At 70.0% G+C, this 19,691-nt stretch carries 22 protein-coding genes; 1 reads left to right on the top strand and 21 read right to left on the bottom strand.

All coding sequences use genetic code 11. The features are described 5' to 3' along the window. Nucleotides 1-9: 9 nt before the first annotated feature. The 18 genes from ruvB to thrS form a co-directional block, all read right to left on the bottom strand. Nucleotides 10-1,062: a Holliday junction branch migration DNA helicase RuvB gene (gene ruvB / locus B5D60_RS14850; RefSeq protein WP_197684336.1), complete on the bottom strand. Its 1,053-nt coding sequence runs from the start codon at nt 1,060-1,062 to the stop codon at nt 10-12. Nucleotides 1,063-1,064: 2 nt separating this feature from the next. Further along, nucleotides 1,065-1,655, bottom strand: coding sequence for a Holliday junction branch migration protein RuvA (gene ruvA, locus B5D60_RS14845; RefSeq protein ID WP_078700874.1), 591 nt, complete (start codon nt 1,653-1,655; stop codon nt 1,065-1,067). Then, nucleotides 1,652-2,164: a crossover junction endodeoxyribonuclease RuvC gene (gene ruvC / locus B5D60_RS14840; RefSeq protein WP_197684488.1), complete on the bottom strand. Its 513-nt coding sequence runs from the start codon at nt 2,162-2,164 to the stop codon at nt 1,652-1,654. The genes ruvA and ruvC overlap by 4 nt, the downstream gene beginning before the upstream one ends. A gap of 87 nt (nt 2,165-2,251) precedes the next feature. Beyond that, complete coding sequence (locus B5D60_RS14835) at nt 2,252-2,644, bottom strand: hypothetical protein (protein WP_078700872.1); 393 nt, start codon at nt 2,642-2,644, stop codon at nt 2,252-2,254. 24 nt (nt 2,645-2,668) lie between these two features. Further along, nucleotides 2,669-3,427 (bottom strand): YebC/PmpR family DNA-binding transcriptional regulator, encoded by a 759-nt coding sequence (locus tag B5D60_RS14830; RefSeq protein ID WP_078700871.1) that lies wholly within the window; start codon nt 3,425-3,427, stop codon nt 2,669-2,671. A gap of 19 nt (nt 3,428-3,446) precedes the next feature. Continuing rightward, nucleotides 3,447-4,040, bottom strand: coding sequence for a pyridoxal 5'-phosphate synthase glutaminase subunit PdxT (gene pdxT / locus B5D60_RS14825; protein WP_078700870.1), 594 nt, complete (start codon nt 4,038-4,040; stop codon nt 3,447-3,449). Between the two features lie 17 nt (nt 4,041-4,057). Then, entirely contained in the window at nt 4,058-5,122 is a 1,065-nt protein-coding gene (locus B5D60_RS14820) for a signal peptidase I (RefSeq protein ID WP_153303052.1), read from the bottom strand. A 2-nt stretch (nt 5,123-5,124) separates the two neighbouring features. Beyond that, nucleotides 5,125-5,679 (bottom strand): hypothetical protein, encoded by a 555-nt coding sequence (locus tag B5D60_RS14815; protein ID WP_078700868.1) that lies wholly within the window; start codon nt 5,677-5,679, stop codon nt 5,125-5,127. A 138-nt stretch (nt 5,680-5,817) separates the two neighbouring features. Then, the gene (locus B5D60_RS17135; protein ID WP_197684335.1) at nt 5,818-6,825 is read right to left on the bottom strand and encodes a signal peptidase I; all 1,008 of its coding nucleotides are present in this window, start codon (nt 6,823-6,825) and stop codon (nt 5,818-5,820) included. Nucleotides 6,826-6,829: 4 nt separating this feature from the next. After that, nucleotides 6,830-7,432: a SipW-dependent-type signal peptide-containing protein gene (locus tag B5D60_RS14805; RefSeq protein ID WP_078700866.1), complete on the bottom strand. Its 603-nt coding sequence runs from the start codon at nt 7,430-7,432 to the stop codon at nt 6,830-6,832. A gap of 16 nt (nt 7,433-7,448) precedes the next feature. Beyond that, the gene (locus tag B5D60_RS14800; RefSeq protein WP_172806381.1) at nt 7,449-8,084 is read right to left on the bottom strand and encodes a SipW-dependent-type signal peptide-containing protein; all 636 of its coding nucleotides are present in this window, start codon (nt 8,082-8,084) and stop codon (nt 7,449-7,451) included. Continuing rightward, nucleotides 8,077-8,760, bottom strand: a complete 684-nt coding sequence (locus B5D60_RS14795; RefSeq protein ID WP_078700864.1) for a hypothetical protein — start codon at nt 8,758-8,760, stop codon at nt 8,077-8,079. The genes B5D60_RS14800 and B5D60_RS14795 overlap by 8 nt, the downstream gene beginning before the upstream one ends. Continuing rightward, entirely contained in the window at nt 8,757-9,350 is a 594-nt protein-coding gene (locus B5D60_RS14790; protein WP_231948902.1) for a signal peptidase I, read from the bottom strand. Before B5D60_RS14790 ends, B5D60_RS14795 begins: the two co-directional genes overlap by 4 nt. Nucleotides 9,351-9,372: 22 nt before the next feature. Continuing rightward, nucleotides 9,373-9,876, bottom strand: coding sequence for an alternate-type signal peptide domain-containing protein (locus B5D60_RS14785; RefSeq protein WP_153303051.1), 504 nt, complete (start codon nt 9,874-9,876; stop codon nt 9,373-9,375). A gap of 279 nt (nt 9,877-10,155) precedes the next feature. After that, a complete protein-coding gene (gene pdxS / locus B5D60_RS14780) occupies nt 10,156-11,067 on the bottom strand; it encodes a pyridoxal 5'-phosphate synthase lyase subunit PdxS (RefSeq protein WP_078700862.1) in 912 nt (303 codons plus the stop codon). A gap of 70 nt (nt 11,068-11,137) precedes the next feature. After that, entirely contained in the window at nt 11,138-11,743 is a 606-nt protein-coding gene (gene pgsA, locus B5D60_RS14775) for a phosphatidylinositol phosphate synthase (protein WP_078701471.1), read from the bottom strand. Next, nucleotides 11,743-12,249, bottom strand: a complete 507-nt coding sequence (locus tag B5D60_RS14770) for an HIT family protein (protein ID WP_078700861.1) — start codon at nt 12,247-12,249, stop codon at nt 11,743-11,745. Before B5D60_RS14770 ends, pgsA begins: the two co-directional genes overlap by 1 nt. Next, nucleotides 12,249-14,219: a threonine--tRNA ligase gene (thrS, locus tag B5D60_RS14765; RefSeq protein ID WP_078700860.1), complete on the bottom strand. Its 1,971-nt coding sequence runs from the start codon at nt 14,217-14,219 to the stop codon at nt 12,249-12,251. The genes B5D60_RS14770 and thrS overlap by 1 nt, the downstream gene beginning before the upstream one ends. A 146-nt stretch (nt 14,220-14,365) precedes the next feature. On the opposite strand from thrS, the gene B5D60_RS14760 reads away from it, so the two are divergent. Beyond that, nucleotides 14,366-15,124 carry a hypothetical protein gene (locus B5D60_RS14760; RefSeq protein WP_078700859.1) on the top strand — a complete coding sequence of 253 codons (759 nt, stop codon included), beginning with the start codon at nt 14,366-14,368 and terminating at the stop codon, nt 15,122-15,124. Nucleotides 15,125-15,148: 24 nt separating this feature from the next. On the opposite strand, the gene B5D60_RS14755 is transcribed toward B5D60_RS14760, so the two are convergent. The 3 genes from B5D60_RS14755 to B5D60_RS14745 are packed head-to-tail and all read right to left on the bottom strand — an operon-like array spanning nt 15,149 to nt 19,676. Further along, complete coding sequence (locus tag B5D60_RS14755; protein WP_078700858.1) at nt 15,149-16,456, bottom strand: PucR family transcriptional regulator; 1,308 nt, start codon at nt 16,454-16,456, stop codon at nt 15,149-15,151. Continuing rightward, nucleotides 16,453-17,886: a phytoene desaturase family protein gene (locus B5D60_RS14750; RefSeq protein ID WP_078700857.1), complete on the bottom strand. Its 1,434-nt coding sequence runs from the start codon at nt 17,884-17,886 to the stop codon at nt 16,453-16,455. The genes B5D60_RS14755 and B5D60_RS14750 overlap by 4 nt, the downstream gene beginning before the upstream one ends. Further along, nucleotides 17,883-19,676 (bottom strand): DUF3556 domain-containing protein, encoded by a 1,794-nt coding sequence (locus tag B5D60_RS14745; RefSeq protein WP_078700856.1) that lies wholly within the window; start codon nt 19,674-19,676, stop codon nt 17,883-17,885. The genes B5D60_RS14750 and B5D60_RS14745 overlap by 4 nt, the downstream gene beginning before the upstream one ends. Between the last annotated feature and the right edge of the window lie 15 nt (nt 19,677-19,691).

Below are 19,691 nucleotides of genomic sequence, written 5' to 3'. Positions count from 1 at the left end.
GGATGGAGTCTAGTCGGCGGAGTCGAAGGGCAGCTGCCCGGCATCGGCCCCGGCCGGAGGCGTCAGGCCGAGGTGCCGCCAGGCAGCCGGCGTGGCGATCCGGCCGCGCGGCGTGCGGGCCAGGAAGCCCAGCCGCACGAGGAACGGCTCGGCCAGCTCCTCCACCGTCTCGCGCTCCTCCGACACCGCGACCGCGAGCGTGGCGATGCCGACCGGTCCCCCGCCGAAGTTGCGGCACAGGACGTCGAGGACCGCGCGGTCGAGCCGGTCGAGGCCGAGGTCGTCGACCTCGTACAGGTCGAGGGCGGCCTTCGCGATCGCGTGGTCGACGGTGCCGTCGGCGCGGACCTCCGCGTAGTCGCGCACGCGCCGCAGCAGCCGGTTGGCGATGCGCGGGGTGCCGCGGGAGCGCGAGCCGATCTCCGCGGAGGCCTCGGCGCTGACCTGGAGGTCCAGCAGGTCGGCCGAGCGCCGCACGATCCGGTCGAGGTCGGACGGCTCGTAGTAGTCGAGCTGGGCGGTGAAGCCGAACCTGTCGCGCAGGGGGCCGGGCAGCAGGCCGGCGCGGGTGGTGGCGCCGACGACGGTGAAGGGCGGGATCTGCAGCGGGATGGCCGTGGCGCCCGGACCCTTGCCGACGATGACGTCGACCCGGAAGTCCTCCATCGCCATGTAGAGCAGCTCCTCGGCGGGGCGCGACATCCGGTGGATCTCGTCGATGAACAGCACGTCGCCCTCGTTGACGCCCGAGAGGATGGCCGCGAGGTCGCCCGCGTGCTGGATCGCCGGGCCGCTGGTGAGGCGCAGCGGTGCAGCGAGCTGGTTCGCGATGATCATCGCGATCGTGGTCTTGCCCAGCCCGGGCGGACCCGACAGCAGGACGTGATCGGGGGTGCGCTCGCGCGCCACCGCGGCGTCGAGCACGAGCGCGAGCTGCTCGCGGACGCGCTCCTGCCCGACCAGCTCGTCGAGGGTGCGCGGCCGCAGGGCCTGCTCGAAGGCGCTCTCCTGCGGCGACGCGGCCTCGGCCACGATCGACTCGAAGTCGTCGTACTCGTCCATGCTCATCGGCCTCGGTCCATCGATCGCAGGGCATCGCGCAGGATCGCCGAGATGTCCGGATCCGGACCGACGTCCTCGGCCACCCGGTCGATCGCGGCGTCGGCGTCCTTGGCCGACCAGCCCAGCCCGACGAGTGCCTCGTGCACCTGCTCCCGCCAGGCGGCACCGGCCGGGGCGACGGCGGACGAGGCGACCGCGCCCACCCGGTCCTTGAGCTCCACGACGATCCGCTCGGCACCCTTGCGGCCGATGCCGGGCACCTTCGTCAGGGTGGCGTGGTCGGACGAGGCGATCGCGGTGCGGAGCCGCTCGGGCGGCAGCACCGCGAGCATCGCCTGCGCGACCTTCGGGCCGACGCCGCTGGCGGTCTGCACCAGCTCGAACATGTCGCGCTCCTCGGCGTTGGCGAAGCCGTAGAGCGTCATCGAGTCCTCGCGCACGACCATCGAGGTCCACAGCGTGGCCTCCTGGCCGAGGCGCAGGTCGGCGATCGTGGAGGGGGTGCACATGACGTGGTAGCCGACGCCCTGCAGGTCGAGCACGGCGGAGTTCAGGGAGACCGCCGCGACGGCACCGCGCAGGTGGGCGATCATCGGGCCGCTCCCGCCGCGGCGACGGCTGCGGCCAGTCGGTTCTGGGCGGCGCCGCGCCAGATGTGGCAGATCGCCAGGGCGAGGGCGTCCGCCGCGTCGGCGGGCTTGGGCGGCGCGTCGAGGCGCAGCAGCCGGGTGACCATCGCGGCGACCTGGGCCTTGTCGGCGCGGCCGCTTCCGGTGACGGCGGCCTTGACCTCCGAGGGCGTGTGCAACTGGACCGGGATCCCGTGCCGCGCGGCGACCAGCATCGCGATCCCGCTGGCCTGAGCCGTGCCCATCACGGTGCGCACATTGTGCTGGCTGAAGACCCGCTCGACCGCGACCACGTCGGGACGCTGCCGCACGACGATCTCGTCGAGCGCGCGCTCGAGGCGCAGCAGGCGCTTGGCGAGGTCGAGATCGCTGGGGGTGCGGACGACACCGACGTCGACGAGGTCCAGCGGACGACCCACGATCCCCTCGACGATGCCGACGCCGCACCGGGTGAGACCGGGGTCGACGCCCAGGACACGAAGGGAACGCATGTTCGACACTCTAGGCGGTGGCGGCGACGCGCCTGCGGAGGCACGCCGCCCGAATCCCGGGCTCGGCGGTCAGCTCGTGAGCTTCTCGTCGGGGGTGCGTGCGATCTCGTCGGCCAGCTCCGCGGCGACGCGACGGGCATTCACCCGGCCGGCGACGAGGGTGCGGTGCAGGGGCCGGTCGGAGCCGTCGCGGCGCAGCTCCACCGGGTAGCGCGCGAGCAGGAGCCAGCCCGCGACCAGGAGCACCGGGACGAACGCCAGCGCCCACGCGCGGTCGCTCTTGACGAGGACCGGCGCGAGCACCGCGAGTAGGACGAGACCGGCCACGACCAGCAGCGGCGCGAAGCCACCGGCCGCCGGGGTGCCGCCGACGACGAGGTCTCCCTCGCTGCCGCGCAGTGCAGGACGGCCGACGCGGACGCTCCAACCGACTCCGTCGGGAGTGCGCACGCGTCGGTCCATGGCCACATCATGGCCGAGGCCGGCTCAGAGGTCGGCCATGACCTCGTCCGGCGCGTCGAAGTTGGCGAACACGTTCTGCACGTCGTCGCTGTCCTCGAGGGCGTCGATGAGCCTGACGACCTTGGCGGCGCCCTCCGCGTCGACCTCGACGTGGACGCTGGGCACGAACGAGGCGTCGGCCGAGTCGTAGTCCAGGCCGGCCTCCTGCAGCGCCGTGCGCACGGCGACGAGGTCACCGGGCTCGCACAGCACCTCGAAGCTGCCGTCGTGGTCGTTGACCTCCTCGGCGCCCGCGTCCAGCACGGCCATCAGGACGTCATCCTCGTTCGTCGGGCCGTCCTCCTGCTCGGCGGGGACGATGATGATGCCCTTGCGGCTGAACATGTAGGACACCGAGCCGGGGTCGGCCATCGTGCCGCCGTTGCGGGTCATCGCGGTGCGGACCTCCATGGCGGCCCGGTTCTTGTTGTCGGTGAGGCACTCGACGAGGAACGCCACGCCGTTCGGGCCGTAGCCCTCGTACATGATCGTGGTGTAGTCCACTCCCCCGCCGTCGGCGCCACCGCCGCGCTTGACCGCGCGGTCGATGTTGTCGTTGGGGACCGACTGCTTCTTCGCCTTCTGGATCGCGTCGTAGAGCGTGGGGTTGCCCTCGGGGTCAGGGCCACCCGTGCGCGCCGCGACCTCGATGTTCTTGATCAGCTTGGCGAACAGCTTGCCGCGCTTGGCATCGATCGCGGCCTTCTTGTGCTTGGTGGTTGCCCATTTGGAGTGGCCCGACATGACGTTCCTTTGCGTAGTCCTAGCTCTGCTTCACGAGGTCAACGAAGAGTCCGTGCACACGGTCGTCGTCCCCGACCTCGGGGTGGAAGGACGTCGCCATGAGCGGCCCCTGCCGCACCGCGACGATTCTACCGGCGGCCTCCCCCGAAGGGACCTCGGCAAGCACCTCGACACCGGGGCCGACCTCCTCGACCCACGGCGCACGGATGAACACGGCGTGCACGGTACGGTCGACGCCCGCCATCTCCAGGTCGACCTCGAACGAGTCGACCTGGCGACCGAAGGCGTTGCGGCGCACGGTGACGTCGAGGCCGCCGACGGTCTCCTGGCCGGGCGCGCCGTCGCGGATCCGGTCGGCGAGCATGATCATCCCGGCGCACGTCCCGAACGTCGGCATCCCGTCCTTCACACGCCGGCGCAACGGCTCGAGCAGGTCGAAGGTGCGGGCGAGCTTGTACATCGTAGTCGACTCGCCGCCGGGCACGATGAGCCCGTCGCACCGCTCCAGCTCGGCGGGCCGGCGGACGGTGAACGCCTCGACGCCGAGTCGCTCGAGCGCCTGCAGGTGCTCGCGCACGTCGCCCTGCAGGGCGAAGACGCCGATCGAGGTCACGCAGTGAGTTTAGTGCGTCAGTTGGCCGGGGAGATGTTCGACCCGCAGTCGTAGCTGACCGTACCGAAGGTGCGCGCCACGGAGTATGCGCGATAGCTCGACGACCGCCAGGTCACGGCGCCGGCGCTGGTCACGTACGCCGAGTAGACCCGGATGTAGTAGTCCCGCGCGGTGAACCAGCCCCCGGACGTCGCGCCGCTGAACTCCACGGAGTTCGTGCCGGTGGGCTGGATCACTCCGGTGACCTTGTCGGAGCCGGACCAGTCAGGTTCCTGGGCGATCTCGTAGTAGTAGCCGTACCTGGGGCTGTCGTCGGCCCACGACACCGTCGCCACCCGGAAGCCCACGATGCCGGTGCGGACGCACGTGATGCTCGAGGGTCGAATCGGCAGCGCCGCGGCCGTGAACGTCCCCGAGGTCATCGTGGCCGTGTCGGTGAACGCGGCCTGGGCGGGCTGGACCGCCACCATCATGCCGAGGACGAGCACGACGGGCCCGATGAGGAAGGTGTGCCTGTTCCGCTTCGCCGCCGAGCCGTCTCCCGCCACCTCCTCGGTCGAGCCGGCATCCTCCTGCGCCTTCGCCACGCTCCCACCGCCTCCACCGCCGCCGCGACCGCCGAAGGCGACGAACAGGGCGGCAGCCGCCAGCAGTCCTCCGACGAACATGCCGATGGGCGAGCCGGCGGCGTCGACGACATAGCCCGCCTTCGGCACGTGGAACAGCACTCTCTCGGCCGTGGTGACCGCGTACGGCTCGACGTCGGGCTCTGAGTTCGCGTCACCCTTGAGCACGACCACCGCACCGTCGTCGGTCGGGTCGACCCGCACGACGCGGTGGGTGATCCGCACGCCCTTCTCGTTGACCACGCTGAGGATGTCCTCGACCTCGATCTCGTCCGCGTCGATCGTCTCGGCGAAGGCGAGGTCGCCGGCCTTGATCGCGGGCGACATCGACCCGGACGTGAACACCAACGGCGTGAGTCCGAAGGCGAACATGACGATCGTCCACAGGATGCACAGCACCCCGAGGACGGCACCGACCCACAGGACGATCTCGCGCAGGCGCTCTCGGCCGGTCATGATCACGCTCCCGGAGTCGTCGCGTTGAAGGCGAACGTGAGGGTGGTGGACAGTGCTGCCGCCGTGGTCGGCGTCGTCGTCGGCAGGGTCACGAGGAGGCACAGGTTGTCCACCTGGGCCACCGTCGGGATCGCCGCCGGCGTGGCGAGCGTGGTGCGGCTGCCGAACAGGGCAGTCGGAGTCGTGCCCAGTGCGGTACCGGCGGTCCCACCGGCGAGCTGGGTGGTCGTGGGACAGGCCGTCCCCGAGGTCGCCGACCCCGCGTAGACCTTGAGCCGCACATTGGTGCTGAAGGCGTTGGAGGTCGTCACGGAACCGGTGGCACCGTAGGTGAAGGCGGTCGACCCGACGGCCCGCTGCACGGGCACCGTCACCGCGACGGACTCGCCCGGGATCATCGCCGGCGCCGCGAACGACGTCGCGCTCCAGGCGTCCTGGCCGCTCAGCCTGATGTCCAGGTTGGCTGCCTGGATCGTTCCCGTCGTCATGCTCACGGTGTCGGTGAAGACCGCGAGCGTGGTGACGGCACCGACCCCCACGACGATCCCGAGACTCATCAGGGCGCGGAGGCGAGGCGACACTCGTCGCCCTTCCGGCGCTGCGCCCTCTTCACGATCGAGCATGCAACCCCCTCACCGGTCATTGTGCCGGAAGTGAGGGTTTCTGCGCAGGGCCCGAGCCGGCGACGAGGTCGCTCAGGCGTGACCGCAGCCCATGTTGTTCCAGAACAGCGCAGTGGTGAAACGTCGGACGGGAGTCGTGGTGGTGGTCGCGGCGGCCCAGCTCGTGCTGGTCGAAGGGCGCGCCGTGACCACGATGTTGTAGTTGCCGTTCGACGTTCCGGCAGGTCCCACGGTCACCGAGACCTGGGCGCCCTGGGCCACTCCGGCGCCGACGGTTCCTGACTGCACCACCGTGGTGGACCCGTTCGGCCGCAGCTCCCAGGCGTAGACGTAGCGCGGGTCGACCTGGTTCCACCGGAGCGTGACGGTGTCCTCGCCGAGGGTGACCGTGTTGGCCGTGCAGGAGGGTGCCGACTGGCTGGCCACGGTGTGAGCACCGAACGTGCCGGTCGTCGCCGCGGCCGGGTCGGTGAAGGCGGCACGGGTGGGCTGCACCGTGGTCGTCATGCTGACGGCGGCGACCGCGAGCAGAGCGGCACCGACGGTGATCGTCCCCCGCGCTCGGGAGCCTCCCTGGCGCGGTTCGGCGTCATCCGCCGGCTCCCTCGGGCCGGGCCTGCGGCCGAAGGCCACGGCGAGGGCCAGTGCCACGAGCAGTCCCGCGGCGAACGTCCCAGCGGGCGACGCGGCGGCGTTGATGACGTAGCCGGCCCGGGGTACCGCGAACGCGACGCGCTCGACCGAGGTGACGGCGTACGGCTCGACGTCCGGTGCGGCGTTCGCGTCCCCCTTCAGGGTGAGCGTCGCGCCGTGCTCCCACGGCTCTGCCTCGACGACGCGGTGCGTGATGCGGACGCCCTCGGCGTTCACGACGCTGACGACGTCCCCGGTCCGGATGTCGTCGGCGTCGATCGTCCTGGCGAAGGCCAGGTCACCGGCGGCGATGGCGGGCGACATGGACCCCGACGTGAAGACCAGCGGCGTGAGGCCGAAGGCGGCCATCACGAAGGTCCAGCCCAGGCACAGGGTGCCGAGCGCTGCGCCCGCCCAGAGGAGGGCCTCACGAACTCTGTGGGTCACGTGATCAGCTCAGCTGCGTCGCGTTGAAGGCGAAGGTGGCGGTCGCGGACTTCGCCTGCGTGCCGTTGCCCGCCGCCGACGGCAGGATCGCCTGGATGCACAGGTTCTCGGTCACCGCGGTCGGCTGGACGGTGCTCGGCGTCGCCAGAGCGGTGCGGTTCGTCACCAGGTCGGTGGCGGTGGCGAGCGCGATGCCGTCCGTGCCGCCGGCGAGCTGGGTTCCTCCACAGGTCTGCGTGCGGATGCCGTTCGCGTTGGCGGTGGACGTGCCGGCGACGCCGGCGAAGAGCTTGAACCGCAGACCCGTCGCCAGCTCGTGGGTCTCGTTCACCTTTCCGTTGACCGAGTAGGTGAACGCGACCGTGCCCGGCGCGCGCTGGACGTTGACCGTGGCGGCGACGCTCTCGCCGGGCACCATGTTCGTGATCGCGAGCTTCGTCGTGGAGGGCAGGTTGTCCGCGCCGTCGAGCTTGAGGTCCAGCGAGCCGGACTGGATCGTGCCGGCCGCCAACGTCGCCTCATCGGTCCAGTACGCGAGAGTGCTGACGCTGCCGAGCCCCAGGATGATGCCGAGGCTCAACAGGGCTCGAGCGCGGGTGGACTTCATGACGTTGCCTTTCGGGTCACGACAGCTGGGTCGCGTTGAAGCTGAAGGACGCGGTGGTCGACAGGCCCTGGGCACCGTTGCCCGTGCCGGACGGCAGACTCGCCTGGATGCAGATCGTGTCGGTGTAGACGGTGGAGCTCACGGCCAGCGGCGTCGCCAGGGCCGCGCGTCCCGTGACGAGCGACGTGGGGGTGCCGCCGACCAGGCCCACACCACCGCTCGTCGAGAGCTCGGTCCCGGTGCACGTCTGCGTGCGGACGCCGTTGGTGGTGGTCTGGGTGTTCGCGGAGCCGGTGTAGACCCGGAACCGCAGCGCCTGGGCGAACGCGTTCGTCGCTGAGGTCTGACCGGTGATGCCGTACGTGAACGCGACGGAGTTGGCGGCACGGTTGACGTTCACGGCGTACGCGACGCTCTCACCCGGAATCATGTTCGCGAGGGCGAAGGTGGTCGCGGCGTGCGAGTTCGCACCGTTCAGCTGGATGTCGAGGGTGCCGGACTGGATGGTGCCGGTGTTCAGCACCGCCTCATCGGTCCAGAAGGCCATGGTGCTGACGCTCGTCAGGCCCAGGACCACTCCGAGACTCAGCACGGCCCGGGTGCGCACCGACTTGAGCACGGTGAAGAACCCGGGACGCTTGCGCTCACTCATGAGTTTCGCTTTCTTCAAGTTCATCGCGACGGCGGCCAGCAGCCACGAAGGCGATGCCGACGGCAGTGACCAATACGGCCAGCCAAAGGACGAGGAGGGATGCTGGGGCGCCCGTCTGCGGAAGCCACCCAGTCAGGTCGTCGGAGTCTCCGGCTGCGGGCGCGCCGTCCGTGCCGGGGGCGTCACCGGTGCCATCGACGGCATCGAGCACGCCGGTCAGCCGCAGTTCGAGTGTCACGTCGGACGCGTCCCTCTGCGACGCGTTCGACGACCCCGGGGAGAACGTCGCCTGGAGATCGACCGGCACGATTCCGCCGGCGCCGATGCTCGCCGCCGTGAGATCGTCCGAGGGCTCACCGTTGCGCAGCGTGAACCACGTGCCGTTCGCCCGAGCACGCAGCGTGACGTGATCAGCGGTCAGCAGACCGTCCGGATCGTTCGCTCGGACGGTCACCGTCAGCTCGCCATCCGACTCGGCCTGGTTGCGGACGTAGAACGTCACGGTCCGACTGTCTCCCGGCACCCAGCGGAGGTCCGCGTCGAACAGCGGCACGGTCAGGTCGTCGACCCAGTTCACACCATCGCTGCTCAGGCCGATCTCGTCGCTCGCCGTGGCCGGTGCGACGCCGGCGAGGAGCAGACCCACCGCAAGCGCCACGGTCAGCAGGCGCCTCATGACTCGGACCTTCCGGACGGGCGGCGCGTACGCATCCGCTCGCGCAGTGACCCGCCGAACATCCACGCCGCGTAGAGGGCCAGGCCCCCAGCCGCCGCATACACGCCCAGCTGGCGCTCACTCCCGGTGAACAGCTGACTGAGCCGACCGAGGAACGGCACGGAGTACCACACGGTTCCGCGGACCTGGACCGGTCGGACGAGGTCGGAGTCCGCGACCGGGTTGTCGTCGCCCTGCGTGCGCAGCAGTCGCTCCCCCTCGAGGGAGGAGACCACGGAGACCACGCGGTGCGTCACGACGGTCGGCTCTCCCGACTCCACCTGGTACGTGACGACGTCACCGACCTTGATCTGGTCGATCGTCGCCGGCTTCACCACGACCAAGGTCCCCGGCGGCATCGTCGGCCGCATGGATCCGGTCAGGATCGTGTAGGGCGTCGCCCCGGAGAGTCGCGGAATGAGCACCGCGATCACCAGGAGCGCTGTCGAGCCGAGGAGAACCACCCACACGACCACGCGCCAAAGCCACGCCAGGGTGCCGGGCAGCTTGCGCTGCTCGGCCCCGGGCATGACTTCGACGGTGGTCGTCATGATGGTCGATTGCTAACCGGACTCAGGCGGCGTCGTGGGTCTGGACGGCCTCGAGCTGCAGGTCGTCCAGCGTGGCGGTGCTCAGCTGCGAGTCGTTGGTCGCACCCGGTCCGTCGAAGACGACCGTGATGTCCACGGTGACGTCGTACGTACCGGGGGCGGTGATCGCAGCGGCGGGCGCCGTCATGCTCGCGGTGATGTCGACCTCGTCGTTGAACGCGGCCTCGGCGTCAGCCACGGAAGCAGCGTCGAGCGTGACCGTCGCGCCGATGTGGTCGCCCACGAGCGTCAGCGTGCCCGTGCAGGACTTGGTGACCGTGTCGCCGGGGACGATCGTGGTGACCGGGGTCGCACCCTCGAGCCACGAGGCGCCACAGGTGACGGCGGACAGGTCCATCGACCCCGCCGTGATCGTCCCGGCATCGGCCGTGGCCGTGTCGTTCCAGTACGCGAGTGAGCCCGCGCCTCCGAGCAACAGGACCGCGGCAGCTCCGGCGGCGAGTGCGCCCTTGGTGGACTTCTTCATGTCTTCTCCTACTTCGTCTGGATGATCGACCATCGATCACGGCTTTGACTCTCCATCAATGTAACGACGAATACTGAGAAACGTGACGCGTATTTTGAAGAAATGATGGAGATGGGACACACATCACGACCGATCCATGACATATGGCACCCCTCGAAGTGACTAGAGACATCATTCGAATGTGACTAGTGACATCACCCGATAGGGCCACAGGTCCCGGAAACGACACAACGCCCCCGGAAGACCGGGGGCGTCGTGGCTTGATTCTAGTGATGCAGGTCACCAACCGCGAGTCTCCAAGCGGTGCGGCTCCGGGATCTCGTCGACGTTGATGCCGACCATGGCCTCGCCGAGACCGCGCGAGACCTTGGCGATGACGTCGGGATCGTCGTAGAAGGTGGTCGCCTTGACGATCGCCTCGGCCCGCTGGGCGGGGTTGCCGGACTTGAAGATGCCCGAGCCGACGAACACGCCCTCGGCGCCGAGCTGCATCATCATGGCGGCGTCGGCCGGGGTGGCGATGCCACCGGCGGTGAAGAGCACGACCGGGAGCTTGCCGGCCTCGGCCACCTCGACGACCAGGTCGTACGGCGCCTGGAGCTCCTTGGCCGCGACGAACAGCTCGTCCTTCGGCAGGGTCTGCAGCCGGGCGATCTCGGCGCGGATCTTGCGCATGTGACCCGTGGCGTTGGAGACGTCGCCCGTGCCGGCCTCGCCCTTCGAGCGGATCATGGCCGCGCCCTCGGTGATGCGACGCAGCGCCTCGCCCAGGTTCGTCGCTCCGCACACGAAGGGAACCGTGAAGGCCCACTTGTCGATGTGGTTCGCGTAGTCGGCCGGGGTCAGGACCTCGGACTCGTCGACGTAGTCCACGCCCAGGCTCTGCAGGACCTGCGCCTCGGCGAAGTGACCGATGCGCGCCTTGGCCATCACGGGGATCGAGACGGCCTCGATGATGCCGTCGATCAAGTCGGGGTCGCTCATCCGCGCGACGCCGCCCTGGGAACGGATGTCGGCGGGAACGCGCTCGAGGGCCATGACGGCGACGGCGCCCGCGTCCTCGGCGATCTTGGCCTGCTCGGCGTTGACGACGTCCATGATGACGCCGCCCTTCAGCATCTCGGCCATGCCGCGCTTGACCCGGGCGCTGCCGGTCGTGGACTGGTCGTTGCTGGGGTTCTGGGTGCTCACAGGGCAAGTCTACGAGGCACCTGCGGCGCATCACGCATCGCTCGGCGTCCGCGAGACCGACGGCCCCGGATCAGGCCGCTTCGGCCTGGCGCTTGACCATCGCCATCCGCTGGGCGACGGTCACCAGGCTCGCGACCGCGAGGGCCCAGAGCGCGATGTGCTGCAGGATCGGCAGGTCGAACAGGCCCGAGAGACCGGTCATCACGAGGATGGCCACGAGGCGGTCGGAACGCTCGGCGATGCCGCCCTTGGCCTCCATGCCGAGCGACTCGGCCCGGGCCCGCGCGTAGGACGTGAGGCCGCCCAGGACGAGGCAGGCCAGCGCGAGGCACAGGTACACCTTGGAGTCGCCCTCCCACGCGTACCAGAGGGCGATGCCGGCGAAGATCGCCGCGTCGCCGATCCGGTCGAGGGTGGAATCCAGGAACGCCCCGTACTTGGAGGTGCGGCCGAGCTTGCGCGCCATCGTGCCGTCGATGATGTCGCTGAACACGAACGCGGTGATGAACATCGTGCCCCAGAAGAACTCCCCCTGCGGGAAGAGCCACAGGGCGCCGACGCAGACGCCGATCGTGCCGACCCACGTGACCATGTCGGGGGTCACGCCGATCTTGATGAGTCCGTCGGCGACCGGCGAGAACAGCCGGTTCCAGAAGGCACGGAAGCGCTCGAGCATCAGGCCACCCCCTCCCACACGCCGCGCAGCAGCGCGGCGGACTCCGCGATCGTCTGGGGCAGCGCCTTCGTGCGACCGACGACCGTCATGAAGTTCGCGTCACCGCCCCACCGCGGGACCACGTGCTGGTGCAGGTGCTGCGAGATCGAACCGCCCGCGGAGGCCCCGAGGTTGAGGCCCACGTTGAAGCCGTGCGGCGAGCTGACCTCGCCGATCGCGCGGATCGCCTGCTGGGTCAGCAGGGTCAGCTCGGTGGACTCCTCGAGCGACAGCTCGGTCAGGCCCGACTCGTGGCGCAGCGGCAGCACCATGAGGTGCCCGGGGTTGTACGGGTACAGGTTCATCGCCACGAAGCAGTGCTCGCCGCGCACGACGATCAGGTCGGTCTGCCGCTCCCCCGCGACCATGGCGCAGAAGGGGCATCCCGCGTCGTCGTTGCCGGCCTCGCGGACGTACGCCATGCGGTAGGGCGCCCACAGCCGTTCGAGGCCGTCGGGATCGGGCATCAGACCTGCACCCGCTCGCGGACCGCCGTCACGATCTTGTCGATCGCGTCGTCGAGCGAGACGCCGTTCTCCTGCTCGCCGTTGCGGAACCGGAACGACACCGCGTTCGCCTCGACGTCCTTGTCGCCCACCAGCACCATGAACGGCACCTTCTGGGTCTGGGCGTTGCGGATCTTCTTCTGCATGCGCTCGTCGGAGTCGTCGACCTCGAAGCGGATCCCCTCGGCGCGCAGGCGCACCGCGAGCCGCTCCAGGTACTCCACGTGCCGCTCGGCCACGGGGATGCCGACCGCCTGCACGGGCGCGAGCCACGGGGGGAATGCACCGGCGTAGTGCTCGACCAGGACGCCCATGAACCGCTCGATGGAGCCGAACTTCGCCGAGTGGATCATCACCGGTTGCTGGCGGGTGCCGTCGGCGGCGACGTACTCGAGGTTGAACCGGTCGGCGGACGGCATGTTGAAGTCGTACTGCACGGTGCCCATCTGCCACGTGCGGCCGATCGCGTCGCGCGCCTGCACCGAGACCTTGGGGCCGTAGTAGGCGGCGCCGCCGGGATCGGGCACCAGCTCGAGACCGGTCGCCGTGGCGACCTCCTCCAGCACCTTCGTGGCGTTCTCCCAGTCCTCGTCCGAGCCGATGAACTTGTCCTTGGACGCGTCACGGGTCGACAGCTCGAGGTAGTAGTCGTCCATGCCGAAGTCGTCGAGCAGGCTCAGCATGAAGTTCAGCAGGTGCGCGACCTCACCGGGCGCCTGCTCGGGCGTGACGTAGGAGTGCGAGTCGTCCTGGGCGAAGCCGCGCACGCGGGTCAGACCGTGGATGACGCCCGACTTCTCGTTGCGGTAGACGTGACCGAACTCGAACAGGCGCAGCGGCAGCTCGCGGTACGAGCGCTGGCGCGACCGGAAGATCAGGTTGTGCATCGGGCAGTTCATCGCCTTGAGGCGGTAGTCGCCCCCGTCGATCTCCAGCGCCGGGAACATGCCCTCCCCGTAGTGCGGCAGGTGGCCGGACGTGTAGAACAGCCCTTCCTTCGCGATGTGGGGCGTGCCGACGTACTCGAAGCCCTCCTCGATGTGCCGGCGGCGGACGTAGTCCTCCATCTCGCGCTTGATGACGCCACCGCGCGGGTGGAACACCGGCAGGCCCGAGCCGATCTCGTCGGGGAAGCTGTAGAGGTCGAGCTCGGTGCCGAGGCGGCGGTGGTCGCGGCGCTGGGCCTCCTCGATGCGGTGCAGGTGCGCCTCGAGGTCCTCCTTGGTCGCCCAGGCGGTGCCGTAGATGCGCTGCAGCTGCTTGTTCTTCTCGTCGCCGCGCCAGTAGGCCGCGGCCGAGCGCATCAGCGTGAACGCCGGGATGCGCTTGGTGGTGGGCAGGTGCGGGCCGCGGCACAGGTCCTTCCACGCCAGCGACCCGTCGCGCTTGAGGTTGTCGTAGATGCTCAGGCCGCCCTCGCCGACCTCGACGCTGGCGCCCTCCGCTGCGCCGCCGGCCGTGGACTTCAGGCCGATCAGCTCGAGCTTGTACGGCTCGTCGGCCAGCTCGGCGCGGGCGTCGTCGTCGCTGATCTCGCGCCGGCTGAACTTCTGGCCCTCCTTGACGATCTTCTTCATCCGCGACTCGACCTTGGCGAGGTCCTCGGGGGTGAAGGGGATCTCGACGTCGAAGTCGTAGTAGAAGCCGTCGGTGATCGGCGGGCCGATGCCGAGCTTCGCGTCGGGGAACAGCTCCTGCACGGCCTGGGCCATGACGTGGGCCGTGGAGTGGCGCAGGATGTCGAGGCCGTCGGGCGAGTCGATCGCGACCGGCTCCACCTCGTCGCCGTCGGCCAGCTCGCGGGAGAGGTCGACCAGGTCACCGCCCACGCGTGCGGCGATCACCTGCGGATCATCGGAGAACAGCTGCCACGCCCGCGTCCCGGGATCGACCTGCTGCTGGGCTCCGGCGACGGTGACGGACAGACTCATGTGAACCCCTCGGTGACTGGGCGGCCCCTACGGCTGGGCGGCGCTCTTGGGCTCACCCTACCGAGGTCGTCGTTTGGTCACGGGGACCGTCCCGGTCCGAGTATGATAGGTCGACTTTGCCCCTCATCTCGGAAAGGCGTCACTCCATGCGCCGCACCATCCTCGGCCTCCTGGCCGCCCTCGCCGTCGGCGCCAGCACGACGCTCGTCGCGGCACCCGCCCAGGCGGCCCCGAAGCCGGTCACGATCAAGAAGATCTCGAACAAGTCGATCGACTGGTACGGCACGGCGCTGGTGAAGCCGAACGTCAAGAAGATCAAGAAGGTCACGATCCTCAAGAGGGCCATGACCATCAAGCAGGGCGGCAAGGTGCTGCGCAAGAACCGCACCGCGGTGAAGCTCAAGCCGGGCGCGTACGTCGTGACGACGAAGATCACCTACAAGTACAAGGGCAAGAAGCGCGGCGCCTTCGCCAAGCAGCGGCTCATCATCAAGCAGGGACGCTGCGCCACGGTCCAGAACCTGCGCACGCTGAAGGCCGATCCCACGTTCTCTCCCGACATCGTGGGCGACAGCGTCGCGACCGTCTCGAAGAAGCTGCGCTCGGCTGGCGAGGGCGACGTCTACACCCCCGCCGAGATCCTCGCCCAGCTCGAGGCGCTCAAGGTGCTGATGGGTGACGAGATGCCGGAGATCGTGGCGCTCCTCGACGAGGCGATCGCCGAGCTCAAGGCGCTGCAGGCCAAGGGCGTGACGCGACTCGAGGACCGCATGTACGAGGGCTGCGGCAAGCAGGACATCGACGCCTACGCCACGTTCGCCAACGGCGAGCTGCTGTCGGCCGAGGACGACTCGGACCTCATGGGCATGAGCTCCGTCCGAGCCGCGGTCACCGCACTGCGCTGATCTCTCCGCCCTCCCGGCCGGGGCTCAGCCCTGGCCGGGGCGGCGGTGTCCGTCGGGCTCGCGCAGCAGGTCGTCGCCGAGCAGGCGGCACGCCAGCAGCGCCAGCTCGAGGTCGACCCGGCGGTCGCCGAGCCGTTCGTCCAGCTCAGTGCTGATCCGCTCGATGCGGTACTTGACCGTGTTGCGGTGGACCTGCAGGGCCTCGGCCGTGGCCTGGAAGTTGCGCTCGTGGTCGAGCCACGCGCCCAGCGTCTCCCTCGCACGGGCAGCCGCGGGCGAGACCTCGCCGAGCGGCCCCAGCACGTCGCGCACCCAACGGGGCAGCGCGCCCGGTTGCTGCAGCAGCATCGAGATCAGGGCGATCCCCCGGCCGTCGTAGCCGACGACCTGGCTGATCCGGTCGCCCGCCGCGAGAGCCAGCTCGAAGGTGTCCCGCGCCTGGGCGTGCGTGCGCCGGAACCCGTCGATGCCCGACTCGGGCAGCCCGACGGCCGCGCCCACGTCGGGGAACTTCGCCAGCACCTCGCGCACCTGCCGCACGATCGGCTCGGCGCGCAGCCCGCGCCCGATCCACAGCCACGCGGTCGTGCGGTCGACGGCGGAGAACAGGGGTGCCGTGCCCGTGCCGACGGTGCCCTCCAGCTCGCGGCTGATCCGCTCCATCGCGACGAGCGCGTCGGTGATGCCGTCCTCGTCCCGCGACCAGAGCACGAGGCCGACGTGGTGCTGGTCGAACCGGTAGCCGGTCTCGGACTCGAAGTCGTGCACCGAGGTGTCCACGCCGCGCAGCAGTCCCTGCAGCATCGCCGAGGCGACGTTGCCCGACGTGGTGGCCCACCGGCCCCGCTCGTCCTCGTACCGGTCGAGCAGGTGCAGGCAGATCCAGTCGATGTACTGGTGGACGTCGTCGGCGATGACCTTGAGCGCACGCAGGGTGAGCGTGCGGTCGGCGTCGATCGCCTCGGCCTCGTCGAGCACCACGGTCATGAGGTACTCCTGGCCCATCTGGTAGGCGCGGACCAGCGAGTACGACGGCACACCGCGCTGCGCCAGCCGCAGCGCGTACTCCACGGCGGCGGTCGGCGCCTGGATGCGGTCGACGGGGATCGCGTTGATCAGCAGGTGCACGATCGTGTTGATGTTGCTGTCGACGCTCGCGTCCAGCAGGTCGATCAGCGGCTGGTCCAGGTCGAGGTCGCCGATCGAGCGGATCTTGTCGGTCAGGACCCGGGTCAGGTAGGGCTGATCCTCGGACAGGCGCTGTCCGAGGATCGCCACGAGCCGCCGGACCTCGGCGGAGTCGGGACCCGCTCCGGGGGGCGGCTGGGTCATGGCCCGATGGTCCCGGCGATGCCCACATGGCGCAAGGCCCTCGTGGCGGCGAGATGGCCGCACATGCCGTGGGCGCCCGCACCCGGCGGCGTCGCGGCCGAGCACAGCCACGTCCCGGGGATCCCCGTGGCATACGGGTCCAGGCCCACCCGCGGACGGAAGATCAGCTGCCGCGGCGTGTTGGCGCCCGTGACGATGTCGCCGCCGACGTAGTTGGCGTTGTCGCGCACGATCTGCTCGGTCGAGCGGACCGACATGGCGACGACGCGCTCGCGGACGCCCGGGGCGAACCGCTCGATCTGGGACAGGATCGCCTCGGTGGCGTCGCCCGTGAACCCCGACGGCACGTGGGCGTAGGCGTCGATCGGGTGCACGTCCCCGGCGCGACGGCCCGGGTCGGCCTGCGACTGCTGCCCCAGCAGGATGAAGGGCCGCTCGGGCATCCGGCCGCGCCACACGTCCCGCTCTGCGGCGGCGATCTCGGCCATCGATCCGCCCAGGTGGACGGTGCCCGCCTGACGGGTGGGCTCATGCGTCCAGGGCACGCCACCCTCCACGGCGAGCGCCACCTGGAACGCGCCCGGACCGAAGCGGTAGCCCCGGTAGGCGCGTGCGATGCGGCCCGGCAGGGCGTCGCCGAGGATGTCCGCCGCGGCGCCGGGGCTCGTGTCGAGCATGACGATGTCGGCGTGGGCCACCTGCTCACGTCGCGTGACGCGGATCCCGGTGGTGATGGTGCCGCCGAGGGCGGTGAGGCGCTGGGCCATGGCCCGCGTGATGGCCGCCGACCCGCCCTCGGCGACCGGCCAGCCGTAGCGGTGCGCCGCGGTGCCGAGCGCGACGCCGATCGCCGCGGACATCGGGGCGCCGAGGGGCCGGAAGGCGTGCGCCGCGACCCCGGCGAACAGGGCCGCCGAGTCCTCTGACCTCAGCAGGCGCCCCAGCCACGTCGCGGGCAGCAGGCTGGCCATGCCGAATCCGGCCAGCGCGATCGGGTGCCGCGGCACGTGCACCATGGGCTGCAGGAACTCGTGCGCAATCTTGTCGAACCGTGCCGAGAGGGGACCGAACAGCCGTCGGTAGGCCCGCCCGGACTCCCCCAGCGCCTGCGCGGTCCGCTCGACGTCGCGCCAGACGGCGGCGCCGCGGCCCCCGTCGAGCGGGTGGGCGTACTGCACCTCCGGCCACCGCCACGCCAGCCCCTCGCGGGAGAGGTCGAACGCCCGGCTGAAGGCGGTGTCCACCGCCAGCGGGTGGAAGCCGGAGCACTCGTCGTGCAGGACCCCGTCGGCCGTGTAGTGACCGCTGCGCGTGCCACCCCCGATCTCGTCGGCCGCCTCGAGCAACTCGACCTCGACCCCGGCCTCCGCGAGGGTGAGGGCGGCAGCGAGCCCGTTCGGCCCGCTGCCGACCACCACCGCTGTCGTCACGTCGTCACCTTCTCCTCACCGGAGAGCTCGCCTGCCGGGCGGTACCCCGGGGCCTGCCACGTCACCGTGTGCTTGACGCCGTTCGGGATCCAGGGTTGCTCGGTGACAGCATCGCGCACGTCGTACCAGCCGCGCTCGACGACACCCAGGGCTGCGTCGATCACCTTGTACTGCACCTTCGTGGTGTGGATCGGCTGCGACTCGGTGAACGTGGTGACCCACTCCCCCGGCTCGAACCCGCAGCGCTCCTGTACGGCGGCGATGGTGCGCTCGTCGAACAGGTGCCCGTCGCCGAACTGCCAGCCGAGCAGGACCGTGCAGACGACCTCGCCCTCGCGCAGCCGGTAGTTCTCCAGCGCGTCCACGTGACGCTGCATGAGCGCGAGCTGCACGCGGCCGTGGCTGTGCATGCTGCGGAACGCGACGCACTTCTGCAGAAAGACCTCGGCGACGCCGTAGCCGTAGACGGCGGCGAGCTGCTCGCGCTGGATCTTCATGCCCTTGGTGAGGCCCGCATCGAGCTTGTCCTCCGCGCCGTTCATGCGGAACGCCATCGTGCCCGAGGCCCAGTTGCCCGCGTACTGGCGCATGGAGATGAGGAACGACACCCACTCGGGCTTGAGGTTGCCCAGGATCGGCCCCGTCAGGAAGCCGACCAGGACCGCGACCAGCAGCCAGGGGCTGGTGAAGTCGCCCACGCCGTAGCCGTCGCCGGCGAAGAAGCCGCCGAACAGGAACGGCGTGACGAAGATGAAGAAGATGTTCCACTCCAGCGGCACCGCCAGGGGGTAGGTGGAGTAGATGAACAGGTGGAACGCCATCATTCCGACGATCGCGAGCCACGTGACCGTCTCGTTCGTCGAGAACAGCAGCACGAGCGGCAGCACCAGCTCGACGACCGTGCCGCCGATGTGCGCCCAGGCGAACGCCATCCTCGTCGGCATCAGGTCGCCGTTCTCGACGTCGCGGTAGAGCGTGCGCTTGAACCGCTTCGAGGTCAGCCACGGCGTGTTGCTCATCATCGCCTGCACCACGAACGTGAGGTGGTGGCCGAACTTGGACACGCCGGCGCCGAGCCAGATCGTGACCATCGCGATCTTGGCCACGAGGATCATGTCGACGTGCGACGCCAGCACCCCGAACGCCAGCAGGCACAGCGCGTACTGCTCGGGGCGCGAGGCCAGGAAGACGACCTTGTCGCGGAGCGCCATCACGAGCAGGCCCACCACGTAGGCGATCAGCGGCCACGTCGCGATCAGGCCCGCCTCGGAGTACGCAGCCGCGGTCTGCTGTCCGGGCAGGACCAGCGCGACCACCAGCAGCGCCACGAGCGCCAGGTACAGCGCCACGTCGAAGACGGTCCGGCCCGAGCCGGCGGTGCCGGGGATCTTGTCGCCGTAGGGCGGGCAGCGCAGCGTGCCGACCCTCGTCCAGTACTTCCAGCCGCCGGTGAAGGGGCCGAACTTGAACGACAGCGGTCCCCACGACGCGGCGTGTCCCGTGATCTCCCACAGCACGATCCAGACCATGAGCTTCTGGTAGACGATCAGCTCGCCCCACCAGCCGCCGAGGTCGAACAGGCCGAGGCCGGGCGTGGTCAGCCCGACGACCAGCCAGCCGCCGACGATGAACACGACGGTCTTGACCAGGTAGAGCGCGTGCATCTGCTTGGGGCCGCCGAAGCCGTAGTCGGCCCAGTGCAGCGCGAGCATCCTCATCCGGTCCATGACCGGCATCTGCTCGAACTGCTCCGGATCGACCGGCGGCATGTCTGCTGTCGTGAATCCCATGAACCTCGACCTTCC

The sequence above is a fragment of the Aeromicrobium choanae genome (assembly GCF_900167475.1).
GTDB lineage: Bacteria > Actinomycetota > Actinomycetes > Propionibacteriales > Nocardioidaceae > Aeromicrobium > Aeromicrobium choanae.
This window is presented reverse-complemented; position numbering and strand designations above follow the sequence as displayed.